The organism is Microbispora sitophila (assembly GCF_014892245.1).
Classification (GTDB): Bacteria; Actinomycetota; Actinomycetes; order Streptosporangiales; family Streptosporangiaceae; genus Microbispora; species Microbispora siamensis.
On the sequence record NZ_JADBGC010000003.1, the window covers coordinates 416,211 to 439,830 of the forward strand.

Below are 23,620 nucleotides of genomic sequence, written 5' to 3' on the forward strand. Positions count from 1 at the left end.
CTTGGGGGGTTGCGGGCCCAGTCGCCGTGATGAGGACAGGGCTCCATCTCGGGGGGAGCCCTGCCCGTCTGGACCGGCTCGACCCTGCCGGTCAGCCCCCGGGGCGTGCGCCAGAGGCCGCGTTCCCGGGGGCTTCGGCGTCCCGTCGGCCCCCGGGTGCATCGGGGGGCCGGAATTCGAGTCGCGTCGCCGGTGTTGTCATGAGTAAGCTTGTGATGCCAGGCCCTCGGGTCTGGATTGACAACTGCACATGGGGGTGACCGGTTTCGACTTCGACATTGCAAGTCAGGGGAAGCGGGTCGGGGACTGCGGACATAACCCCGTTAACACTGTGACCGCGAACAATAAGTGCCAATAAGAAGAGCACTGAGGTCAGCCAGGCTTCCCTGGCTCTCGCCGCCTAAGCAGCGAGAAACCTCTGTCAGCCCGGGAGTGCCTTCGGCCCGGAACTGACATCGCTAGAAGGCTCAACCGTCCGGCCCGGTCACGGGGCCGTACGGGAAACCAAACAGTGACTGGGCCCGTCGGCGACTCGCCTGTGAGATCGCCGGGGCCGAGAAAATCGCAACAGGCTGCACCCGGAGAAGCCCTGTCTTGGTGTTGAAGGACGCGGGTTCGATTCCCGCCACCTCCACATCTCCGCGGAAGGGCGGGGAGGAAGCGAACGCTTCCTCCCCGCCCTTCCGCTGTTTGCCCGGGAGGCGACCCTCCGATCCCGCCATGGCAGGGACGATCGACTTCAGATCGGACGTGTCACAGGGACGACGGTGAGCAGGTGGTCGAGGCCCGTGAAGTCTTTGGGGTTGCACGTGTAGAGCGGGAGCCGGTTGGCGATGGCGACGCAGGCGATCATCAGGTCGGCGGTGCGGGGGCGGGGTTTGCGCCCTGCGGTGATGACGGCGGTCCAGAGCTGACCATACTCGCGCGCCGCGGTGTCGTCGAAGGGGAGTGGATCGAACTCCGCCTCGACGGTCTGCAGGATCTTCATGCGCTGGGCGAGTTCCTGAGGGCCGGAGGCGGTGAGCACGCCGACCGACAACTCGGCGGTGGTGATAGCGCTGATCATCATCTCGTCGGGCAGTTCCGTGGGGTCGATGCCGGCCCGCAGGATGAGGATGTTGGTGTCGAGCAGCCCCTGGGCGTGAGTCATCCCTGCTCCCCGTCGTCCACGGCGTCCTCGGCGAACTCGCCTCTGCCGTAGGCGCGGTCGTAGGGATCGTAGAGGCCGTCGTCGGCGTGGCGGTCCGCGTCCTCGCGGTACTTGCGGTCGTCGAGTCGCGGCATGCCGCGGGAGACGGCGGCGAACTCGGCGCGGGAGACGGCCCGCCGCCGCCTCCTTATGGGGACCAGGTCACCGATGTGGTGGCCGTTGCGGGTGACGGCGTAGCTTTCGCCGCGCTCCAGGCCATCCATGATCTCCGCCGACCGGTTGCGCAGGTCGCGCTGGGAGATCTGGTGATCGCGGTCAGGCTGAGGAGTGCTCATACACCCACTCTAGACAGGGGCGCTACGGCGTGCCACCTGGTAGCACGCCTGCGCGTCACCCCGTGGAGCCCACCCCTGGAGTGGCTCTCAGGCAGGACGAGTACCTAGAGTCGGGGCGGTACGTGGGAGGGGGCGCCGTGGGGCAGCCGAAAGTCATGGGGGAGCCGAGAGTGGTGGTGCGGCGGTCGTTGCCGTCGGAGCCGGCCGTACGGGGATCGGCCTCGTTGTTCCTGACGGAGGCGGAGCGGCAGGGGGTGCGGGCCGGGCGCAGGATGCTGTACGTCGGCCCGGAGCCCGCGCCCGAGCACGTGGCCGCCGGGCTGCGGGTCGAGCCCGGCACGCCGGTGCTGGCCCGGCGCAAGCTGCTGCTCGCCGGCGACGTGCCGGTGCGGGTGGCCACCAGTTTCCTGCGGCTCGATCTCTTCGCGGACACTTCGCTGTGCGAGCCGGGCTTCCTGGCGCCGAGCCTGCAGACGCGAATCGAAGAGCTGGGCCACCGGTTCGGGCGGGCGGAGGAGCACCTGGTCGCCCGGCCGCCCCGGGGCGACGAGGCGGCCACGCTCGAAGTAGACCGCGGCGAGTGGGTGGTCCAGATCGTGCGGGCCTCCTACTCGGCTGAGGACCTGCCGATCCACGTGCTGGAGACGGTCTGCGCCGCCTCCCGGCACGTCTTCGACATCGTTCAGGTGAGCGGGGCCGACGAGTTCTGACCGGCGTAGGCGTCGATCTCCGCGAGCAGGGCCGCCTTGCCCTCGGCACCGAGGAAGGACGCCTCCACCGCGGCGCGGGCCAGGTCGGCGACGCCCTTCTCGTCGAGGGAGAGCAGTTCGGCCGCCACGGCGTACTCCCGGTTGAGGTCGGTGCCGAACATCGGCGGGTCGTCGGTGTTCACCGTGATCGGCACCCCGGCCGCGACGAGCGCGGGCAGCGGGTGCTCGGCCAGGCTGGGCACGGCCCTGGTGCAGACGTTGGAGGTGGGGCAGACCTCCAGCGTGATCCTGTGCTCGGCCAGGTGCTCCAGCAGCGCCGGGTCCTGCACGCCGCGGATGCCGTGCGCGATCCGCTCGGCGCCGAGATCGCGTACGGCCTGCCAGACGTACTCGGCGTCGGTGACCTCACCGGCGTGCGGCACCGAGTGGAGCCCGGCGGCGCGGGCCGCGGCGAAGTACGGGGCGAACTGCGACCGGGGCACCCCGGCCTCTGCGCCGCCGAGACCCAGGCTGACCAGGCCGTCCGGCGCTTGGTCGAGCGCGATGGACAGCGTCTGCTCGGCGGGTGGGCCCGGGATGCCGGGGATGTCGAAGCACCAGCGCAGGATGGTCCCGAAGTCCGCCTCGACCCTACGCCGGGCGTCCTCGATCACCTCGCAGAACTCCTGCGGGGCGAAGCCCCGGGCCAGGTGGGGCTGCGGCGTGACGGTGAGCTCGGCGTACCGCACCTGCTGGGCGGACAGGTCGCCGCCCACGCCGTGGATCAGCGTCCACAGGTCCTCGGGCGTCCTCACCAGGTCCACGATCTGCGGGTAGACCCGGAGGAAATGGGAGAAGTCGCGGAAGTCGTAGAACGCCTCGACCAGCGCGGGGTCGGCGGGCACGGCCGTCGCTCCCTCGTAGCGCGCGGCGAGTTCGGCGACGATGTGCGGTGACGCCGCACCGATGTGGTGCACGTGCAGTTCCGCCTTGGGCAGCCCGGCGATGAACCGGGTGAGTTGCGGGGAGATCACGGACAGAACGTAACAACCAGGTAGGAGCCGCCACCAAGCGATTCCGCGGTATCTCACACCACTTTGTCAGGATCGGGCTCATCCTCGGGCCGGCAGCTCGCTGAGCACGACGGTCACCGTCCTCCTGGTGCCGTCCGGTTGCATCAGCTCGACCCGGGCCTTGTCGCCCGGTTTGAGCGTCACCAGGACCTGCGACAGGGCGCTGGCGGTGGGCGTGGACGTGCCGTTGACCTTCACGATCACGTCGCCGGGGCGGATGCCGGCCTTGCCCGCGCCACCGCCGGGGGACACCGAGCCGACCGCCACGCCGATGGGGTTGCCGTCCGGGTCGACCGCCGTGCCGACCCGTACGCCGAGGGCCGCCCGATGGCTGTTGACGACCCGGCCGTACTGGATGATCTGGCGGGCGATGTCGGTCGCGGTGTCGCTCGGGATCGCGAACCCGAGGCCGGGCGCGGCGCCCAGGTTGGGATCGACGGCGGCCAGCGTCGGGATGCCGATGACCTGGCCGGACAGGTCCACCAGCGCGCCGCCGCTGTTGCCGGGGTTGATGGGCGCGGAGGTCTGGATGGCGTTGGCGATGGTCGCGGCCCCGCCCCCGGCGTGCCTTTCGCCCGTCACGGTGCGGCCCAGGGCCGACACGATGCCCTGGGTGACGCTGCCGGAGAAGCCGAGCGGGTTGCCCATCGCGAGCACGATCTGCCCGACCTTGAGGTTCGCGGAACGGCCGAAGGTCGCCGGCGTCAGCCCGTTCCTGTTCTCGACCTGGATGATCGCCAGGTCGCCGGGGGGATAGGAGCTCACCAGCCTGGCCTTCCTCGGCTTGCCGCCGGTCGCCAGCGTGACCTGGAACTCCCTGGCGGCACCGACGACATGGGCGTTCGTCAGGATGTGGCCGTCGGTGTCGTAGACGATGCCCGAGCCCAGCGCCTGTCCGGTGGTGATCTGCACGATCGACGGAAGGACCCTCTTGATGACCTGCTCGTAGGTCGACTCGAGCTCGATCGGGCGGGATGGCACGGGCGCGGCCGTCCCCGTCTTCGGAGGCGCCGTCGGCGAGGCGGTCTCGCCCGGGGCGGTTCCCGGCGCGCATCCCCCCGCGACCAGCGCGGCCACGGCCGGGGCGGCGACCGTACGGAGGACCTTCCGTGAGAGCTGCATAGTCCCCTGTCTACCTGCGCGAACAGTCGCCGCAAGGCGGCACGCCGGGACAAGCGCAGCTCATGACGGGCGGCCGGGACAGCCGATACCCGGGCGCTCCGAGTACCCCCGGCGCTCCGGGCCACGGCCTAGCCAGCGAATATTCCTCTAGAATATGGTTCTACAAGGACCTAGCGCTGGAGGATCTTATGGCGATCGGGCTGAGCGAGGAGCACGAGGCGCTTCGCGAGTCGGTGACCGGATGGGCCGAGCGGGCCGTGCCCGCCGACCTCGTGCGAAGCACGGTGGGTGTCCTCGCCGATCCGGGAACGGAGGAGCGTCCGGCCTTCTGGCCCGCTCTCGCCGGCCAGGGGCTGCTCGGGCTGCACATTCCGGAGGAGTTCGGCGGCTCCGGCTACGGCCTCCTGGAGGCGGCCGTGGCGATCGAGGCGCTGTCGGAGCGGGTGGCGCCCGGGCCGATGGTGCCGACCGTGCTCGCCGGCGCCGCGATCCTCGCCGCCGAGGGCAAGGCCCAGGCCGACCTGCTGCCCGGCCTCGCGGACGGATCGCTGACCGGCGCGGTGGCACTCGAGGCCGAGATCACCGGCGTACGCGACGGCGACGTGCTGACGATCAGCGGCGCGGCCGGGCACGTCCTCGGCGCGGTGGTCGCCGACGTGCTGGTCCTGCCGGTGTCCGTGGACGGCGGCGAGGAGTGGGTGGCCATCGACGCCGCTCAGGCGACGGTCACCGCGGTCAAGTCGCTCGACCTCACCCGCGGCGTGGCCAAGGTCGGGCTGGACGGTGTACGGGTGCCCGCCGAGCGGGTGCTGACCGGCCTGACCGGCGCCGAGGTGCGCAACCTGGCCGCGATCGTCCTCGGCGCGGACGCGGCCGGAGTGGCCGCCTGGTGCGTGTCCGCCGCCGCCGACTACGCCAAGGTCCGGGTGCAGTTCGGCCGCCCGATCGGCCAGTTCCAGGGCATCAAGCACAAGATCTCGCGGATGCTGGTGGCGCTGGAGCAGGCCCGGGCCACGGTGTGGGACGCCACCCGGGCGGAGGGCGCCGAGCGCGACTACGCCGCCGCGATCGCCGCCGTCATGGCGCCCGACGCGGCCGTGCAGTGCGCCAAGGACGCGATCCAGACGTTCGGCGGCATCGGCTACACCTTCGAGCACGACGCGCACCTGTACTACCGCCGGGCGCTGACCATCCGCGCGCTGCTCGGCTCCTCCTCCGAATGGTCCGACCGGGTGGCCGCGCTCGCGCTCCAGGGCGTCGCCAGGGAAATGGAGATCGACCTGCCGGAGGAGTCGGAGCCGTTGCGCGAGTCCATCCGGGCGGAGCTCGCCGGGATCGCCGCCCTGGAGGGCGTCGAGCAGAAGCGGGCCCTGGCCAAGGCCGGCTTCGTCATGCCGCACCTGCCCAAGCCCTGGGGCCGCGCGGCCTCCCCGCTGGAGCAGGTGCTCATCCACCAGGAGGTCAGGGCGGCCAAGATCAAGCCGCCCCAGATGATCATCGGTGCGTGGGTGGTGCCGTCGCTGGTCACGTACGGCACGCCGGAGCAGCAGGAGCGGTTCCTGCCGCCGACGCTGAGCGGCGAGCTGATCTGGTGCCAGCTCTTCTCCGAGCCGGGGGCGGGTTCCGACCTCGCGTCGCTGCAGATGAAGGCGGAGAAGGTCGAGGGCGGCTGGAAGCTCAACGGTCAGAAGATCTGGACATCGGTGGCCCACGTCGCCGAGTGGGCCATCTGCATCGCCAGGTCCGACACCTCCAAGCCGAAGCACGACGGCATCACCTACTTCCTGGTGGACATGAAGGCGGCCGGCGTCACCGTGCGGCCGCTGACCGAGATGACCGGGGAGAACCTGTTCAACGAGGTGTTCCTCGACGACGTCTTCGTGCCGGACGAGATGGTCGTCGGCGAGGTCGACGAGGGCTGGCGGGTCGCCAGGAACACGCTGTCGAACGAGCGGGTCTCGCTGTCGTCCGGCTCGGGCGGCACCGGCGCCTCGGTGCCCGACCTGCTCGGCCTGGCCGGCCGGCTGGGCCGCGAGCTCACCGCCGCCGAGCGGCAGGACCTCGCCCGCGTCGTCTGCGAGGCGCACTCGATCAACGCGCTGTCGCTGCGGGTGACCCTCAAGCAGCTCGCCGGCAGCGAGCCGGGTGCCGACGCGTCGGTGCGCAAGCTGCTGTCCACCGCGCACGCGCAGCACGTCTCCGAGGTGGCGGTCTCGCTGCTCGGCGCGGCCGCCGTCACCGCCGCCGACTGGAAGCTCGGCGACGCCGGCTACTGGAACCGCGCCGTGCTCGCCACCCGCGCGATGACGATCTACGGCGGCACCACGGAGGTGCAGCTCAACATCATCGGCGAGCGCATGCTCGGCCTGCCCCGCGACCCGGAGCCGGGCAAGTAGCTCGGAAGGCGCCGGTCACGGCGTGATCCGGCGGTAGGCGTGCCACCATCCGCCGCAGGAGGTGATTGCGCGGGTGACCGTGTCCCGGTAGCAGACCTGGACCCGGACGTCCTCGGGAACGTCCTCCTCCCAGTCGTGGAAGTACGAGCGGGCGTAGCCGTCCGGCCCGCACTTCTTCAGCGTCCTGCTCCACGTGCTGTCCTCGGTGCGGACCTTCACGCGCAGGTAGGCGCACAGCCTGGCCGAGGAGTTCCGGTCATACAGCCGCGCCTCGAAGTTGAAGCTGCCATTGTCCTCGTCCTCCCACACCCGGCCGCGGACCATGGCCTGCGCGCCGTTCCGGTACGCCGAGTAGAAGGGCCCCCAGTCGGCGTCCAGGCCGATGTAGCTGGAGGCGGTGACTTCGCCGGGCCCGGCGGTCGGGGCGGCTTTGGGAGTCGGGGCGGTGTTGGGAGCGGCCGCGGTGGGGGCGGTGGGCGCGGCCTGGGCCGGGACGCTGAGCGCGGCCAGGCCGCCCGCGACGACGGCGAGGACGGCGAGACCGGCCAGGTGGCGGGTCGAGCGGGGCATGTTGATCCTCCGGTGCTCCTGGGGCGGGCCGTGACGACCGGGCGGGCAGGGCGTGGGCGCCGCCGGGGAGTCGCGGCGGCCGTGTCCCCGTGGTACGGCCGAGCGCTTGCAGCGGCCTTGCCGTCCACTTTCGGCCTTGCCAGGCACAGGCCGCGGAGCGGACGTTGACGCGATCGAACGCCGGCAAGCCGGGCCGTTAGCCTGGTCGGCATGTGGCCGCCTTCCCGTTGTGCACAGCGTGGCCGGGTGCGGCTGGGCGCCGCCGCCCGCCTGCGGGCCGTGCTCGCGCGGGGTGGGCCGGCCCTGCTCGGCCTGGCTCTCGGGGTGCTGGCGCTCGGGCCCGCTCTCGGGCCGGGGTTCGCGCTGCGCTACGACATGGTGTTCGTCCCGGAGCCGCCGCTGCGCCTCGGTGACGGCTTCCCCCGGGCCGTGCCGAGCGACCAGGTCGTGGCGCTGCTGTCGGCCCTGCTGCCCGCGGAGATCGTGCAGAAGGCGATCCTGCTCGGGCTGTTCGCGCTGGCCGCGTCGGGGGCCGGGGCTCTCGCGCGCGACGCCCTGGCTCCGCGGGCCCCCGGAGATGACGCGGCGAGGGGCCCGGACGTGCGCGCAGTGGCTGGAGCGGGTGCGGGGTTCGCGGTCGGGCCAGGCGCGGGCGAAGCCGGGGCGAGGCGTGAGATGGGGGTGCTCGTGCCCAGCCTGGCCGCGGCGGCGTTCTACGCCTGGAACGCCTATCTGGCCCAGCGCCTGCTCATCGGGCAGTGGGCGCTGCTGCTCGGATACGCCGGGCTGCCCTGGGCCGTGCGCGCCGCGGCGCGCGGCGGGACCGTGCGGCTCGCGGCGGCCCTCCTGCCCGCCGCTGTGGGCGGGTTCCAGGCCATGCTCGTCAGCGCCCTGACCGTGCTCCCGGTGGCCGCGCTGCGGCGACTCCCCGCACACCGGCCGGAGCCGCCGGATCACGCGAAAGAGCGGCCCGTCGAGCCGGGAGCAGCGAGGAGCGCGCGCGCCCGCGGGTGTCGGCGGGCCGTGCTGTCATCGGCGCTGTCATCGGCGGTGCCGTCGCTGGGCGTCGTCGTCGTGCTCAGCCTGCCGTGGCTCGTCCCGGCGCTCGTTCTGGTGCTCAGGGCGGACGCCGCGGCCGATCCCGCCGGGGTGGCCGCCTTCGCGCCCCGGGCGGACGGGCCGTTCGGGACGCTCGGCAGCCTGCTCACGCTCGGCGGCATCTGGAACTCCCACGCGGTGGTGCCCGGACAGGACATGCCCGCGCTCGCCGCCGTCCGCCTCGCCCTCACCCTCGTCGCGGTCACCGGGTTCGTACGGCTCGGGTTCGTACGGCGGCCCGCGTGGTGGCCCGGCCTGGCCGCGGCGGCGTGCGCCGGTGTCCTGATCGCGTGCGCCGGGGCCTTCGCGCCGGGCGTGCCACGCGCCCTGATCGGCTGGTGGGCGGGGTTCGGCCCGCTCCGCGATGGCCAGGTGTACGTCGCGCCGTTCGCGCTTGCGCTGGCCGTGGGGGTCGCGATGGCGGTGACGGCCCTCCGCGCCGCCATGCCGGCGCCGGTCGCGGCGGCCGCGGTGGCGGTGCCGGTGCTGGTCCTGCCGACGTTCGCGCTGGGTGCGTTCGGCAGGCTCGGGACGGCCGGATATCCCGAGGAGTGGCGCCGCGTCCAGGCCGTCGTCAACGGGGATCCGGCCCCGGGCGCGCTGCTGTCGCTGCCCTGGAGCGCCTACCGCGCGTTCTCCTGGAACGGCGGCCGGGTGGTCCTCGATCCCGCCACCAAGATGTTCGCCCGGCCGGTGGTGTGGAACGACGCGCTCGTCGTCGGCACGGGCGGCGGGAGACAGATCCGGGTGGCCCCCGAGAGCCCGCGCGCGCGGCGGATCGGCGCGCTGCTGGCCGGGCCCGCGACGAGTCCGCTCACCGGGGCGCTGACCCGGGAGGGGGTGCGGTACGTGCTCGCCGGCGGAGTTGACGAGAACACGTTCTTATCCCGGCTGCCGGGGGCGACCCCCGTCTACAGGGGCCGTGAACTACTCCTGGTGCGCCTGTGAGCAGCCAAGATCCGCGACTCGCGGCATACTGGACGGTAAGTCTTTTTATCACGGTTTGACCAAGGCTATGGTGTAGGAGCTGTATCACGTTCTAGTCTCGGCGCACCCGCGCGTTCGAACTGTGGAGGAGGAAGCATCCGTGTTGAAGGTGCTGGCTGCTCTCGCGGTCGGGGCCGTGCTCGCCGGCGTCGCCTCCGTGGCGGTCGTCAACGTGGCCGCGCCCACCGCTGAACCGCCGAACAAGCCGCTCTACAACTACGGCGACAGGTGAGCGCACCAGACCTGACGTCCGTTTCATAAGGACTCCCTCGAAAAGGACTCCCCGCGAAGACCCAGTTCGTCAGGGGCGTGGTTTCGCCATGCCCTCATGCGTCCGTGCCCCGATTCGCCCCGCACCGCCTCACCCGCCGCGTACCGGGACCACCCGTGCCGGCGGCCGCGTCCCGCGGTGCCCCCCGAACTCGCCGCCGAGACGCGTCACCCGAAGGAGTGGTCGTGGTCGCACAGGGTGCGAAGGCGAAGTCCTCGGGGCACCCGGCCCCCCTTCCCGAGCCGCCCGACAGGCCGCATCTGGCGGCCACCGGCACACGTGCGGCTCCGGCCGCCGTTCCCCTGCTCGACGGCGTGCGCGTGGCCGTGCTGAACTTCCGCGAGCCGAGCCAGACCGTCGCGGGCGGCGCGGAGGAGTACGCCTGGCGGGTCGCCGCCTACCTCGTCGGCCAGGGGGCGCGCGTCCACTTCGTCACCAGCCGGGAGCGATACCAGACCCGCGGCGAGTCGCGTGACGGCATCGAACTGCGCAGGATGGGCAACAAATATCTGGTCTACCTTCTCGTCCCGCTCTGGCTGCTGCTGCGCCGCCGCCGGTTCGACGTCATCATCGACTGCATGAACGGCATCCCGTTCTTCTCGCCGGTCGTGGCACGCCGCCGTACGCGGGTGATCTGCGTGGTCCACCACGTGCACGACCGGCAGTTCTACGCCTTCTTCCCCCGGTGGCTCGCGCGGGTCGGCTGCTTCATCGAGGGGCCGGTGGCGCGGCTGCTCTACCGGCGATGCACCACGGTGACGGTCTCCGAGTCCTCCCGGGACGAACTGCGTGACCGCCTCCGCTGGCTGGCCCCGATCGAGGTGGTGCCCAACGGCAGCCCGACCGCCAGGCCCGTCGCGAGGGAGCCGGTGCCGGGCAGCCCGGCCGTCGTCTACCTGGGCCGCCTGGTCGGCCACAAGCGCGTCGAGCGGGTGGTCGAGCTCGCCGCGGAGCTGGCGCCCTGCCGTCCCGGCCTGCACGTGCACGTCGTCGGGCGGGGCCCCGAGCACGACCGGCTGGCCGCGCGGGCGGGCAGGCCCGACGTGGCGGGGCGGGTCCACCTGCACGGATTCCTGCCGGAGGCGGAGAAGAACGCGGTGCTGAGCGGCGCCAGGCTGAACGTCACGGCCTCGGAGTTCGAGGGCTGGGGGCTGACCGTGATCGAGGCGGCGGCGCTCGGCGTGCCCACCGTCGCCTACGACGTGGCCGGCCTGCGCGACTCCGTACGGCACGGCGTGACGGGGTGGCTGGTGCGCGACGGCGAACGGCTCGCCGACGTGGTCGGCCAGGCGCTGCGGGAGCTGGACGATCCCCTGACGAGGGCGCGGATGGCCCGGGCGTGCCGTCGCTGGGCGGGCGAGTTCACCTGGGGGAAGACGGGGGCGGCCATGACCAGACTGGTGGCGGGCGAGCTCGGCCGGCTCCCCGCGCGAACCTCCGGCGACGGCCCTGAGAAGTCCTGAGCGCGCCCGTGTCCGTTGACGTCTCGGTCCAGCCGCGGGAGCCCGGTCCCACCCGGGAGGGGGCGACCCGCAGGCCAGGGGAGACCGCCGGGGCCCCGGAGACGGCCCCCGCCGCTCCTCCCGCGCCGCCGGGCCGGGGGCTGCGGCACCGGCTCCGGCTGCTGGCGGGCTGCCTGCTGCTTGCGGCCGTCGCCTTCAACACCGCGCCCGGCGCGGTGATCTCCGAGACCAAGCTCGACATGGCGGTGAACCCCCTGGGGTTCCTCTCGCGCGCGCTGCACCTGTGGGATCCGGCCTACTTCGGCCACCTGCAGAACCAGGCGTACGGCTATCTCTTCCCGATGGGGCCGTTCTACGTGCTCTTCCGGGCCATGGACATGCCCGCCTGGGACATCCAGCGGCTCTGGATGTCGCTCGTGCTGTGCGCGGCGTTCCTCGGGACAGAGCGGCTGGCCCGCGCGATGGGCATCGGCTCGCCCGGCACCCGGATCCTCGGCGCGCTCGCCTACGCCCTGGCCCCGCACGCGCTGGCCCTGATCGGGATCAACTCCTCGGAGTTCCAGCCGAGCGCCGTGCTGCCGTGGGTGCTGCTGCCGCTGGTGAGTGGCACGCGGCAGGGGACGAGCCCGCGCCGGGCCGCCGCGCTGTCGGCCGCCGCGTTCCTGTTCGCGGGCGGCGTCAACGCGGCGGCGGAGCTGGCCGTGCTCGTCGTGCCGCTCGTCTACCTGCTCACCCGCCGCCACGACGGGCGCATGTGGGCCCTGCTCGGCTGGTGGCTGCTGTTCGTCGGCCTCGTGTCGATGTGGTGGCTCGTCCCGCTGCTGCTGCTTGGGCGCTACATCTTCTCGTTCCTGCCGTTCATCGAGACGGCGTCGGCGACAACCAGCGTCACCTCACTGGTGAACGCGCTGCGCGGCACGTCGAGCTGGATCTCGTTCCTGCCGGTGGACGGGCAGCCGTGGCTGCCCGCGGCCTACGACCAGGCGACCGCGCCGTGGCTGGTCGCCGCGACGGCGCTGGTGGCGGGGCTCGGGCTGACCGGCGTCGTCCGCAGGGCGACCCCCGAGCGGACGTTCCTGGTCCTGAGCGTGATCGCGGGCCTGCTGATCGTCACCGCGGGCCATGCGGGCGACCTCGCCCACCCCTGGACCGGCCAGGTGAGGGACCTGCTCGACGGGCCGCTCGCGCCCTTCCGCAACCTGCACAAGTTCGACGCGCTGATCCGGCTGCCGCTGGCGCTCGGCCTGGCCGCGCTGCCTGTCACCGGATCGGTGCGCCTGCGCAGGCCGGTCACCGCGGTGGCGGCGGGGCTGCTCGCGCTCACGCTCGTGCCGGTCGGGACCGCCGGGGTGACCGCCCGCGGCTCCTTCGCGGACCTTCCCGCCTATTGGCGGCAGGCGGCGGACTGGCTGAACCGCAACGCGGGCGACGGCATGGTGCTCGCCATGCCCGGCTCGGCGCGCGGCGAATACCTGTGGGGCCGCCCGCTCGACGAGCCCATGCAGTCGCTGCTGACCGTGCGCTGGGCCACCCACGCGAACGTGCCGTGGGGATCGCCCGGCCTGGCCCGGCTCGTGCAGGCGGTGGACGAGCGCTTCGCCACCGGGCACGGCTCGCCCGGCCTGACCGAGGCCCTGCGCCGCGCCGGCGTGACCTACCTGCTCATCCGCAACGACCTGGTCAGGGAGACGCTCGGGACCGCCTGGCCCGCCCGGGTGCACCAGACCCTGCAGGACTCCGGGCTGTCCAGGACCGCCGAGTTCGGGCCGCTGGTCGGCCTGACCGCGAACGGCACCGCCTCGGGCTGGCTCGACCAGCCCTACCCGGCGCTGGAGGTCTACAAGATCCCCGGGACGGCCCCGCTCGCCTCGACCGTGCCCCGTGCGGGCACGCTGCACGTGGAGGGCGCTCCGGAGGCCGTGCTCGACCTGGCCGAGGAGGGGCTGCTCACCGGCGACCGCCCGGTGCTCGTGGGCGACGAGCCGGGCGCGGCGGCGATCCCCGCCCGCGACACGATCCTCACCGACACCCTGCGGAAACGGGACATCGTGTTCGGTGACGTACGGCGCATCGCGTCGGCCACGCTGCCGGACAACCGGGTGCCTGTCACCACCGATCTCACCGATCCGGCCTGGTCGGCGGCCACCTCGACCGCCCGCTACCTCGACGTGAAGGACGTCACCGCCTCGTCGGCGGACTCCGCCGTCACGGCCGCCGTGGGCCAGCGCGACCCGGGGCGGCAGCCGTACGCCGCGCTCGACGAGGACCCGCGCACGGGGTGGCGGTCGGACGGCTGGAACGGCGCGGTCGGCGAGTGGCTGGAGGTCCGCTTCACCGGCCAGGTGGACCTGACCGAGATCTCGGCGGCCTTCGAACAGGGGGCGATCGGGCCGCCGGTGGCCGAGGTCGCGCTGGAGACCGAGCGCGGCGTCCGCCGAGCGGCGGTGGCGCGGACCGACGCGCTCCAGCCGCTGCGCCCGGTGCCGGGGAAGAGCTCGTGGTTGCGGGTCCGGGTGACCGGACTCGCGTACGAGCCGAAAACCGCGCTCGGCAGCCGGGTCGGCATCACCGACCTGCGCATCCCCGGCGTGCGGGCGGTACGGACGATCTCGGTGCCGGACACATCCACCACGGACACCGGCACGGGCGACCCGGGCGCCGTGCTGCTCACCAAGCGGGGGGACGCCGACGCGTGCATGCGGGGGTCGGTCACCTGGACCTGCTCCTCCCGGCTGCAGATCATCGGCGAGGACGGCTACGGGTTCGACCGGCTCATCCCGGTGGCACGCGACGGCGTGCGCACGGTGCGCGGGCAGGCCGTGCTCACCGATCCGAAGGCGGCGGATCTGATCACCACGCTGCCGAACCAGTATCCGCACGTCAGCGCGTCGTCCACGGCGGCCGAGCACGGGGCCGTGCTGGGCCGCCAGGCGATGGACGGCGACCCCTCGACGCTGTGGTACGCCCAGCCGTTCGACCGGCATCCGACGCTGTCGATCGACCTGGGCAGGACCCGGACGTTCTCCCGGATCCGGGTGCTGTTCCCCGACTCGGCGCAGGGCATCCCGCCGGTGAAGCTCACGCTGCGCGCGGGAGAGCGAGCGGTGCAGGGGTGGGTGGACCGCGACGGCGTGTTCACGTTCCCCGCGCTGAAGACGCGGAAGTTCACCATCGAGTTCACCGCGCCCGCCTCCCGCGCGATCGAGGTGGCCGAGATCGCCATCCCCGGGGTGAAGCCCCTCGGCGGCCTCGGCGCCATCCCGCTGCGGCTGCCCTGCGGCTATGGCCCGACGCTGCGGGTGGACGGCGACGACGTGCCGACCCGGGTGGTCGGCGGCACGCTCGACGACGTGCTCAACGGTCGTCCGCTGACCTATTCGGGGTGCGCGCCCGTGCACCTGACCGAGGGCCGCAGCCGGGTCAGTGTGGCGCCGAGCGACGCCTTCCGCGTGCGCTCGGTGGTGCTGGACGACGGAGCCGGAGAGGACCGCGCGGCGGTGACGGCGACTCCCGCCACGGTGACGTCGTGGGGGCCGCAGGAGCGCCGCCTCCGGGTCGCCGCCGCCGCGCCCTCCTACCTGGTGGTCAACGAGAACTACAACGCCGGCTGGCAGGCGTACCTCGACGGCGCACGGCTGACCCCGGCACGGCTCGACGGCTGGCGGCAGGCCTGGGAGTTGCCGGCCGGCGGCGGCGAGGTGGTGCTGCGCTACGAGCCCGACCCGGCCTACCGCATCGCGCTGCTCGCCGGGCTGGGCCTGGCCCTCGTGGTGGTGGCCCTGGCGCTGGTGCGCGGCCGGTCGCGGCTGCGCGCCGTGGCGCCGGGCCGCGTCCGCGCGCTGTGGGTGTGGATCGCGGCGCCGCTCGCCGGACTGTGGGCCGGGGGCGTGGCGGGCGCGGTCGTCGTCGCCGCCGCGCTGGCGGCGTTCCTGTGGCTGCGCGGGATCGCCGGCGCCCAGCACGCGGGTCCGAGCCGCCTGCGGGCCTTCGCCCGCCACGCCGCCTCCGCGTGGGTGGCGGTCGTCGCGCTCGGCCTCGCCGGGCTCGCCCAGGCCGTGGGGCAGGGCCTGGCCGCCGACGTGCTCTGTCTCGTCGTGCTCGCCCGTCTGCTGGCCGCCGTACGCGACGGTGCCATACGTGAGCAGGGGGAGGTAGCCCGATGACGGACGCGTTCGTGCGGCTTCGGCGCCCGCTCCTCCTGGCGGGCATCGCCTTCCTGATCACCGTGGGGGCGCTGTTCCACTTCTACGTCTATCCGCGGACCACGGTCCTGCCGTTGGAGCAGACCCGCGTCCAGCGGCTCGTCTCGCCCTCGGCCACCTACCTCGACACCGCCACCTTCCGCCTGCACAGGAACGTGCCGGTGCAGAACACGGTGGCCATATACGGGGACCCGCAGGCGGGTGACGACCGTACGGCCGTCTGGGTGGAGTTCTCCTCGCTCGACACCCGGGACGGCGAGCGCGTCGACTACCACGAGCGCCGCACGGCCTTCGACCGGCGGACCGGCCTGGCCGTCGAGTGCTGCGGGGAGTACGTCGACGACGACCCCGGCGTACGGCAGACCGGGCTGGCCTTCCGCCTGCCCGCCGGGGCCGAGCCGCGCTCGTACACCATGTTCGACCCGGTGCTGCGGCGGGAGGCGCCGATGCGGTTCGAGCGCGAGGAGACCGTCGAGGGCGTGCCGGCCTACCGCTACACCTACTCGGCCGGGCCGGTGAAGACGGCCGACCTGCCCGGCCCGGTGCCCGGCACGACGGTCGGAATGCCGGACGAGGAGCGGGTCGCCGTGGCGAGGTACACCGAGGTCACCCGCACGATCTGGGTCGAGCCGGAGAGCGGACTGACCGTGCGCACCCAGGAGCGGCGGCGCGACACCCTGCGCACACCCGACCAGGTCGAGCGGCTGGTCGCCTTCGACGCCGACCTGACGACGAGCAGCGCCGAGGTGCGCGCCTTCGCGGACGAGGCGGCCAGGTTCCGCCGATGGATCCTGCTGACGCGCGAGTGGATCCCGCTGGCGTGCGGCCTGCTCGCCGCCGTGCTCGCCGCCGTCTTCCGGATCGCGACCCGGCCGAGGAGGTCAACGGCGGCGCAACACCAGCAGCAGGTTCCAGGTCACGATCTCGCGAACGCCGGGTAGATGGATCACCGGGGTCGCCCAGCGAGGGTGGTAGCGCGGCAGGGCGTCGACGAGGTCGGCGCCGGGATGCCGCCTGGCCCACGCGAGCGCCCGGGCCACCGAGACGGCGTACAGGCTCGTGCCGTACACGTTCTTGGGGGAGCGGCCGTGGCGGCGCGCGTAGCGGCGCGCGGCGTGGTGCCCGCCCAGGTAGTGCCACGGCGAGGTCTCGTGGCCGCCCCAGGGCGACAGCCAGTTGGTGAACGACAGGTAGACGATGCCGCCCGGCTTCGTCACCCGCACCATCTCGTCGCCCATCCGCCACGGGTCGGGCACGTGCTCCAGCACGTTGGAGGAGAAGCAGACGTCGACAGAGCCGGTCTTCATCGGCAGGTCGAGGGCGCTGCCGAGCACCGCGCCGTCGGGGACGGCGCCGGTGCGCGCGCTCATCTCCCCGGCGTCGCAGTCGACGCACACCGGCCGCGCGCCCACGGCGCGCAGTGCGTCGGTGAAGTAGCCGGGCCCGCCGCCGACGTCCGCGACGAGCGCGCCGTCGAGGTCGGCGTACGCCGCGAGCTGGGCGACGGTGTCACGGGCGAGCAGGCCGTAGAAGAAGTCGGGGTCGGTCTGCTCCTTGCGGAAGGCGCTGAACAGGCGAATCGAACGGGCCAGGTCGGCGCGGAACGGCTCGGCGTGCACGACGTCCCTCTCCTGTCGGGTGCGCCGGAGCATAACACCCCCTTTTGTCCCACGGCGCTGGGAGAATCCCGATGACTCAGATCGTGCGTACCGGACGGCCCGGCATCGTGCTGCCGGCATGGCGAGCGAGCCTGGCGAACCCTGTCATGATCGCGGCGGTCCTGCTGGTCGTGGCGTCGCTGGCGGTCCGGATCCCCGTCCTGACGTCCTCCTCCTTCGTCGAGGACGATTTCCTGTTCGTGGGCGACGCCTACGAGCACTCCCTCACGTTCGACTTCCTGTTCCGCGTCCACAAGGGCCACCTGATGCCGGGGGCCCTCGGGCTCACCTGGGTGCTGTCGCGGCTGTCGCCGTACGACTGGCTGCTGGTCTCGGCGGTCACGTTCGCGGTCCAGGCGGCCGTGGCGGTCATGCTGCTGCGGCTGCTCGTGCGGCTGTTCGGCACGCGGCCGGGCATCCTGCTGCCGCTCACCTTCGCCCTGTTCTCGCCGCTGACGGTCCCGGCCTTCGGCTGGTGGTCGGCCGCCGTCAACGCGGTGCCGCTCCAGCTCACGATGGTCATGGCCCTGGCGGCCCAGGTGAGGTGGGCCGGGGAGGGCGGGGCGCGGCACGCCCGGCGGGCCTTCTACTGGGTCCTGGCCGGCATGGCCTTCAGCACGAAGGGGGTCTTCGTCCCGTTCCTGCTGTTCGCGCTCACCACGTCGCACCTGCGGCCGTGGGCGGGCTCGTGGATCGCGCTCATGCTGCGCGAACTGCGCTCCCACTGGCGCCTGTGGGGCTCGTACGTGCTGCTGATGGGCGGATACGCGGCGCTGTACCTGGCCCGCCGCGGCACCGCGCCGGGCGAGGGCGCGGCCGTCCCGGCGCCGGGCAACGCGGCGGACCTGCTGGGCCGCCTGCTCGGTCAGGTCTTCCCGGCCGGGGTGGTGGGCGGGCCGCTGTCGTGGGGCCCGGTGCTGCCCAACGGCGGGCTGGCCGATCCCAGCCCGCTGCTGGTGGCCGCCGGATGGGCCGTGCTCGCCGCCCTCGTGGTCGCCACCGTGCTGTGGCGGCGGCGGGCCGCGCGCGCCTGGCTGATCCTGGCGGGCTATCTGGTGGCCGCGGACGGCGTGCCCACGGCGATCGCGCGGGGCACCGGGCTCACCCAGGTCGTCGGTTCCGAGACCCGCTACGTCGCGGACGCCGCGATCGTGCTCGCGGTCTGCCTGGGGCTCGCGCTGCTGCCCCTGCGGGACGAGACCGAGCCCTACCGGCGGCCGGTGCCCGCCGGGAGCGGGCTGCCGACGGCGGCGGGGCTCCTCGCGGGCGCCTACCTCGCGATGTCGATCGTGTCGATCCAGAACTACCGTGACACGCTGTCGGGGGACCGGGTGCGGGCCTACCTGGCCGCCGTACGGGCCTCCCTCGCCACGGCGCCCGACACGGCCGTGATCTACTCCAGCCCGCTCCCCGAGGACATCGTGCTGCCGTGGAACGGCAACCGCAGGCTCAGCCACCATCTGCTGGCCCCGCTCGCGCGCCCTGCGCTGCGTGCCCGGATGCGCGTGCCCGAACCGTCGGAGCACGCGCTCGTCTTCGACGACAAGGGCAGGCTCGCTCCGGCCGAGGTGAAGGCGTCGATCGGGGTGGTGCCGCCGGGGGACCGCCCGTGCTTCCCGCTCCTCGGCGACGCGATCTTCTTTCCCGACGTCGTGTCCTTCGGCGGGCCGGGGCCGGTCGCCGGGCTGGCCTACACCGCCAAGCGCGCCGGCACCGGCAGCTACGAGATGAGCGGGCAGCGGGGGCAACTGCGGTTCCACGCCACCGGATCCGGCGGCGCGCTGGTGCAGTTTCCCGTCACGGCCATCGGCAAGGGGCTGCTGATCCGGCTGGACGACCCGGCGGCGGTCTGCCTGAAGGGCTTCGCCTACGGCGACCCCGTGCCCGGTGCGCCCGCCCCTACGGCCGCGGCGACACCGCCGCCGTCTCCGTCTCCGTCTGCGTCCCCGTCTCCGTCGCCCTCGCCTTCGGCGTCCCCTTCCGCGAAGAGGTCGCCAAGCGGGCGAGGCGCCTCGCCGGCTCCTCGACGAAGCGGTGGGTGAGCGTGGCGAGCAGCAGCGTGAGCGCGCCGACCACGACCAGGTTGCCGGCGAAGTTGCCGCTCCACGCCTGCTGCTCGGTGAAGTCGTACCAGAGATAGAGGGCCACGAACTGCCACAGGAACACGCCGTAGGACACCCGGCCGAGGAAGCGCATCACCCGGCTGCTCAGGAAGCGGCCGTACGGCGAGCCCTCGGCCGGCAGCAGCGCGGCCGGGGTCACCAGCCCGGCCGCCACGGTGGCGTACAGGGCCAGCTCCGACAGGTCGGCCCAGACGCCGTCCACGCCGCTGAAGCGCGTGCCGGTCAGCGGCGAGGCCGCCACGGCGTACGCGAGGGCGGCGACGAGCAGGAACGAGCCCGCCGACGCGCCCACGGCCCGGACGAACCGGTGCGCCGGGCCCTCGGGATCGCGTTCCTCCCGCGCCCACTCGGAGACGACGGCCAGCGCCATGCCGACCGCGAAGAACACCCAGGCCCGGGGGAGCCAGGTGTTCAGGTAGGGCCGGTAGACGGGGAAGTAGGTGAGCAGCGCCCACGCGAACGACGAGGCGGCGAGCACGGCGACGCCGGCCAGCAGCCGCCGCGCGCGGATGTCGAGACCGGGGTCGCCGCGCCGGGCGTACGCCGCGAGCGCGGCGGCGACCAGCGGCAGCAGCACGTAGAAGGCGGCCTCGACGCACAGGCTCCACATCTGGGCGAGCCCGCGCGGCCCGAGGCCGAACCACCAGGGGTGGATCTCGTAGGTCTGGCCGAGCAGCAGCAGTTGCAGCCACGTCTTGACGTCGCCGAGGTGCGGTCCGGCCCACAGCACCATGGCCACGATCACGACCAGCCAGTACGCCGGGAGGATGCGCAGGGCGCGCTTGATCAGGTAGACGCGGGTGTCCGGGGCACGCTCCCCGAGCAACGCGGCGCGCGCGTAGGGCCGGTAGAGGAGCAGCCCGGACAGCGCGAAGAAGATGGGGACCGCGACGTCCCCCCGGGCGAGCAGACTGCTGAAGAAGTTGTCCCGCAGCGCCGCCGCGGACTCGATCGCGACGTGGAAGACGAGGACGGCGACGGCCGCCAGCGCCCGCACGCCGTCGAGGGCGTCCACATGTCCGGAGGGGACGTGACCGGAAAGCACGGGTGTGTCACGAACGGGTTGCGAACCGGCCGGTAACATGTCACGAGTCGCCGTCGAGCTAGAACCTGTTTCGGTCACTTTTCCGCATCCCTCGTGACGTCGGTCACTGCCCCGTCTAACATACAGCGAAATAGGAACGTGTTTCAGGACAAATAGGCAGTAACTGGCCTGCCCCAGGAGGAGCGATGCGCCGCGGATTGGGAGTGGTCCTCGTAGGACTCGGGGCGTTCCTTGTCGTTCTCGCGCCGCTGCTGAGGTTCCAGGTCGCGGACAAACTCGTGCAGGCGCCGGCGAACCAGTACAGCATCACGCGGCTGACCGCCGAGAACGCGCAGTACTTCAGCAAGCGGGATCTGAAAGTCCTCACCGGCACCCTCGACATCACGGTCACGACCAGGGGTGACGTCAAGGAGGCCAAGGACGACCACGTCGTGTGGGACCAGTTCACCAACGCCAACGACGTGACCAACAACAATCCGCAGATCTCCATGACGCAGTTCCGCAGCGCGTTCAACAAATTCAACGGCCAGGGCGTCACCTGCTGCGGCACGAGCGTGAACAGCGGGTCCGGAGCGCAGCCGGTGCAGTTGCAGGGTCAGATCTTCCTGTTCCCGTTCGGCGTCGAGAAGAAGACCTACCAGGTGTTCAACACCGACACCCGTAAGGCGTACGACGCGACGTTCGACGGCGAGGACACGGTCAACGGCCTGCCGGTCTACCGGTTCGTGCAGAAGATCCCGCCGACGCCCATCGAGAAGCTCAGCGCGCCCGCCTCCGTGCTCGGCATGAAAGGCAAGGGCGACATCCAGGTCGACCGCGTCTACGACGGCGTGAACACCTTCTGGGTCGAGCCGACCACCGGCGTCCCGGTCAAGCAGGAGCAGCAGCGCCACGAGGTGCTGAAGACGGCCGACGGCGTCGAGCGCATGCCCGCCCTCATCGCCACCGCCTCGTTCACGCCGCAGACCGTCGGCGAGCTCGTCCAGACGGCCCGCGACAACATGGCCCAGATCACGCTGATCAAGACGACGCTGCCGCTGGTGGCGCTCATCCTCGGGCTCGCGTTCGCCGTCGTCGGGGTGTGGCTGCTGCTGCGGCCGGGCCGCGTGGACTGACCAGGGAAAGCCGGCCGACTCGTGAAGCGGGACAGCGCGCTGAACCCGCCGATGCGCCCGCCGGTGGCGACGCCTCCGGCGGGCACGCCCTCCCGGCGCTCGCGCGCGGCGGGGCTGCTGCGGGCCTGCCGGCCTCGGCAGTGGCTCAAGAACGCGCTCGTCTTCGCCGCTCCGGCCGCCGCCGGTGTGCTGACCACCGGGGCGGGACTGCGCGGCTCGCTCGTCGCGTTCGCCGCCTTCTGCCTGGCCGCCGGGGGAGCTTACCTCTTCAACGACGCGGCCGACGTGGCCGCCGACCGGCGCCACCCCCGCAAGCGGCTGCGCCCGATCGCGGCGGGCATCGTGTCCGTACGGCTCGCGCGAACCGCGGGCGCGGTGCTGCTGGCGGCCGGCCTGCTCGCCGGGCTCGCGGGCGGGTGGCCGCTCGCCGCCGTCGTCGCCGCCTATCTGGCGCTCACCTTCTCCTACACCCTCTGGCTCAAGCATCAGCCCGTGGTGGACCTGGTCGCCGTGGCCGGCTGCCACGTCGTGCGCGCGTACGCGGGGGCGGTCGCCGTGTCCGTGCCGGTGACGAGCTGGTTCCTGGTCGTCGTCTCGCTCGGCTCGCTGCTGCTGGTGGCCGGCAAGCGGGAGGCCGAACTCCGGGCCAGGCCCGGGGACGGCGAGTTCGCCCGGGCCACGCTGGAGACGTACACGGCGAGCTACCTCGGCCACGTGCGCGTCATGGCCTCGGGGGCGATGATCGTCACCTACTGCCTGTGGGCGCTCCAGGAGCACACCGGGCCTGCCAAGGCGTTCTGCGCGCTCAGCATCGTGCCGTTCGTGCTGGTCGTGCTGCGGCACGCGCTGCTGGTCGACCGCGGGGTGGGGGAGGAGCCCGAGGAGCTGGTGCTGCGCGACCGGCCGCTCCAGGTCTTCCTCGCGCTGATGCTGATCCTGCTGGCGTGCGGTATCCAACTGGCATGACACTGCTGACGGGATGGGGGCGCACCGCGCCCACGCGCGCGACGCTGGCCCGCCCGCGCACCGCCGAGGAGGCCGCCGCGCTGCTGGCGAAGGCGGGCAGTCGAGGGGCCGTGGCCCGCGGTCTCGGCCGCGCGTACGGCGACGCCGCGCAGAACGCGGGCGGACTCGTGCTCGACTGCACGGCGCTGGAACCGTCGTGGAGCCTGGGCCCGTGGCGCTTGGACTCCGGGGGGCTCGTCACCGCGTCGGCGGGGGTCAGCCTGCACGACCTCATGGCCGCGCTCGTCCCGCGCGGCTGGTTCGTGCCGGTGACCCCCGGCACCCGGTACGTCACGGTCGGCGGGGCCGTCGCGGCCGACGTGCACGGCAAGAACCACCACGTGGACTCCTCCTTCGGTGCCCACCTGCGCTCGCTGCGCCTGCTCACCGCCGACGGAAGCGTGCGTACGCTCGAACCGGGCGACGACCTGTTCTGGGCCACCGTGGGCGGCATGGGGCTGACCGGCGTCATCGTCGAGGCGACGTTCCAGTGCGTGCCGATCGAGTCGGCGTGGATGCGGGTGGACGTCCAGCGCACCCGCGACCTCGACCAGACCCTGGAGACGATGGCCGCGACCGACGACGGCCACCGCTACACGGTCGCGTGGATCGACCTGCTCGCGCGGGGCGGGCGGATGGGCCGAGGCGTGCTCACCCGCGGCGACCACGCCGCGCCCGGCGACCTGCCCGCCCGCGCGCGCGGGAACCCGCTCGCCTTCGCGCCGCGCCCCCTGCTATCCGCCCCGCCCTGGGCGCCCGGCGGCCTGCTCAACCGGGCCACGGTGCGGGCCTTCAACGCCGCCTGGTACGGCAAGGCTCCCGCCACCCCGCGCCGGATCGTCCAGGGCATCGCGCCGTTCTTCCACCCCCTCGACGGCGTGGCCGGCTGGAATCGGATGTACGGCCCGCGCGGCTTCGTGCAGTACCAGTTCGTGGTGCCGCTCGGGGCGGAGGACACGCTGCGCCGGGTGGTCGAGCGGCTGTCCGGCGCGGGGGTCGTGTCGTTCCTGACCGTGCTGAAGAGGTTCGGGGCGGGGACGCCCGGCATGCTGTCGTTCCCGATGCCGGGCTGGACGCTGGCCCTGGACATCCCGGCCGGGCAGAGCGGGCTGGCCGCGATGCTGACCGAGTTCGACGGCTGGGTCGCGGAGGCCGGGGGCCGCCTCTACCTGGCCAAGGACTCCCGGATGTCGGCCGCCACCATGGCCGCGACCTATCCGCGGCTGGGGGAATGGCGGGAGATCCGGCGCCGGGCCGACCCGGACGGCGTCTTCGTCTCCGACCTCGCCCGTAGGCTGCGCCTGTGCTGAAGGAGTGG

Annotated in this window: 17 protein-coding genes and 1 other RNA gene; 11 read left to right on the forward strand and 7 right to left on the reverse strand. The window is 73.0% G+C overall.

The window, feature by feature from the left end; genetic code table 11:
* Window positions 1–252: 252 nt before the first annotated feature.
* Window positions 253–637, forward strand: a transfer-messenger RNA (tmRNA) gene (gene ssrA, locus IL992_RS07795).
* 102 nt (window positions 638–739) lie between these two features.
* Here ssrA and IL992_RS07800 read toward each other — a convergent pair.
* Both IL992_RS07800 and IL992_RS07805 read right to left on the reverse strand, forming a co-directional pair.
* A complete protein-coding gene (locus IL992_RS07800; RefSeq protein ID WP_193202614.1) occupies window positions 740–1,150 on the reverse strand; it encodes a type II toxin-antitoxin system VapC family toxin in 411 nt (136 codons plus the stop codon).
* On the reverse strand, window positions 1,147–1,485 hold the full coding sequence (locus IL992_RS07805; protein ID WP_193202615.1) for a type II toxin-antitoxin system Phd/YefM family antitoxin: 339 nt from the start codon (window positions 1,483–1,485) through the stop codon (window positions 1,147–1,149). The genes IL992_RS07800 and IL992_RS07805 overlap by 4 nt, the downstream gene beginning before the upstream one ends.
* 137 nt (window positions 1,486–1,622) lie before the next feature.
* Between IL992_RS07805 and IL992_RS07810 the strand changes: the two genes are divergently transcribed.
* A complete protein-coding gene (locus IL992_RS07810) occupies window positions 1,623–2,195 on the forward strand; it encodes a GntR family transcriptional regulator (protein ID WP_319018410.1) in 573 nt (190 codons plus the stop codon).
* On the opposite strand, the gene IL992_RS07815 is transcribed toward IL992_RS07810, so the two are convergent.
* Both IL992_RS07815 and IL992_RS07820 read right to left on the reverse strand, forming a co-directional pair.
* Window positions 2,168–3,208, reverse strand: coding sequence for an adenosine deaminase (locus IL992_RS07815; RefSeq protein ID WP_319018411.1), 1,041 nt, complete (start codon window positions 3,206–3,208; stop codon window positions 2,168–2,170). The two genes, IL992_RS07810 and IL992_RS07815, sit on opposite strands and share 28 nt — an antisense overlap.
* 78 nt (window positions 3,209–3,286) lie before the next feature.
* Window positions 3,287–4,369, reverse strand: a complete 1,083-nt coding sequence (locus IL992_RS07820) for a S1C family serine protease (RefSeq protein WP_193202616.1) — start codon at window positions 4,367–4,369, stop codon at window positions 3,287–3,289.
* A 188-nt stretch (window positions 4,370–4,557) separates the two neighbouring features.
* Here IL992_RS07820 and IL992_RS07825 point away from each other — a divergent pair, with 188 nt between their 5' ends.
* On the forward strand, window positions 4,558–6,765 hold the full coding sequence (locus IL992_RS07825; RefSeq protein WP_193202617.1) for an acyl-CoA dehydrogenase: 2,208 nt from the start codon (window positions 4,558–4,560) through the stop codon (window positions 6,763–6,765).
* Between the two features lie 15 nt (window positions 6,766–6,780).
* Here IL992_RS07825 and IL992_RS07830 read toward each other — a convergent pair whose 3' ends face one another.
* Window positions 6,781–7,335, reverse strand: a complete 555-nt coding sequence (locus tag IL992_RS07830; RefSeq protein ID WP_193202618.1) for a hypothetical protein — start codon at window positions 7,333–7,335, stop codon at window positions 6,781–6,783.
* A 246-nt stretch (window positions 7,336–7,581) separates the two neighbouring features.
* Here IL992_RS07830 and IL992_RS07835 point away from each other — a divergent pair, with 246 nt between their 5' ends.
* From IL992_RS07835 to IL992_RS07850, 5 genes are all read left to right on the forward strand, one after another.
* Complete coding sequence (locus IL992_RS07835) at window positions 7,582–9,381, forward strand: hypothetical protein (RefSeq protein ID WP_193202619.1); 1,800 nt, start codon at window positions 7,582–7,584, stop codon at window positions 9,379–9,381.
* Between the two features lie 139 nt (window positions 9,382–9,520).
* Window positions 9,521–9,652, forward strand: a complete 132-nt coding sequence (locus IL992_RS47535) for a hypothetical protein (protein WP_256862666.1) — start codon at window positions 9,521–9,523, stop codon at window positions 9,650–9,652.
* Window positions 9,653–9,876: 224 nt separating this feature from the next.
* Window positions 9,877–11,154, forward strand: a complete 1,278-nt coding sequence (locus IL992_RS07840; protein WP_319018412.1) for a glycosyltransferase family 4 protein — start codon at window positions 9,877–9,879, stop codon at window positions 11,152–11,154.
* An 8-nt stretch (window positions 11,155–11,162) separates the two neighbouring features.
* Window positions 11,163–15,317, forward strand: coding sequence for an alpha-(1->3)-arabinofuranosyltransferase domain-containing protein (locus IL992_RS07845; RefSeq protein WP_319018413.1), 4,155 nt, complete (start codon window positions 11,163–11,165; stop codon window positions 15,315–15,317).
* The gene (locus tag IL992_RS07850) at window positions 15,314–16,297 is read left to right on the forward strand and encodes a DUF3068 domain-containing protein (RefSeq protein WP_193202621.1); all 984 of its coding nucleotides are present in this window, start codon (window positions 15,314–15,316) and stop codon (window positions 16,295–16,297) included. The genes IL992_RS07845 and IL992_RS07850 overlap by 4 nt, the downstream gene beginning before the upstream one ends.
* On the opposite strand, the gene IL992_RS07855 is transcribed toward IL992_RS07850, so the two are convergent.
* Together IL992_RS07855 and IL992_RS07860 are read right to left on the reverse strand one after the other, a co-directional pair.
* A complete protein-coding gene (locus IL992_RS07855) occupies window positions 16,238–17,008 on the reverse strand; it encodes a class I SAM-dependent methyltransferase (RefSeq protein ID WP_193202622.1) in 771 nt (256 codons plus the stop codon). The two genes, IL992_RS07850 and IL992_RS07855, sit on opposite strands and share 60 nt — an antisense overlap.
* A 1,905-nt stretch (window positions 17,009–18,913) precedes the next feature.
* Window positions 18,914–20,152 carry an acyltransferase family protein gene (locus IL992_RS07860; protein WP_319018414.1) on the reverse strand — a complete coding sequence of 413 codons (1,239 nt, stop codon included), beginning with the start codon at window positions 20,150–20,152 and terminating at the stop codon, window positions 18,914–18,916.
* A gap of 215 nt (window positions 20,153–20,367) precedes the next feature.
* Between IL992_RS07860 and IL992_RS07865 the strand changes: the two genes are divergently transcribed.
* The 3 genes from IL992_RS07865 to IL992_RS07875 are packed head-to-tail and all read left to right on the forward strand — an operon-like array spanning window position 20,368 to window position 23,612.
* On the forward strand, window positions 20,368–21,297 hold the full coding sequence (locus tag IL992_RS07865; protein ID WP_193202624.1) for a DUF3068 domain-containing protein: 930 nt from the start codon (window positions 20,368–20,370) through the stop codon (window positions 21,295–21,297).
* Window positions 21,298–21,348: 51 nt separating this feature from the next.
* The gene (locus IL992_RS07870; RefSeq protein ID WP_193202694.1) at window positions 21,349–22,263 is read left to right on the forward strand and encodes a decaprenyl-phosphate phosphoribosyltransferase; all 915 of its coding nucleotides are present in this window, start codon (window positions 21,349–21,351) and stop codon (window positions 22,261–22,263) included.
* The gene (locus tag IL992_RS07875; RefSeq protein WP_193202625.1) at window positions 22,260–23,612 is read left to right on the forward strand and encodes an FAD-binding oxidoreductase; all 1,353 of its coding nucleotides are present in this window, start codon (window positions 22,260–22,262) and stop codon (window positions 23,610–23,612) included. Before IL992_RS07870 ends, IL992_RS07875 begins: the two co-directional genes overlap by 4 nt.
* Window positions 23,613–23,620: the final 8 nt, after the last annotated feature.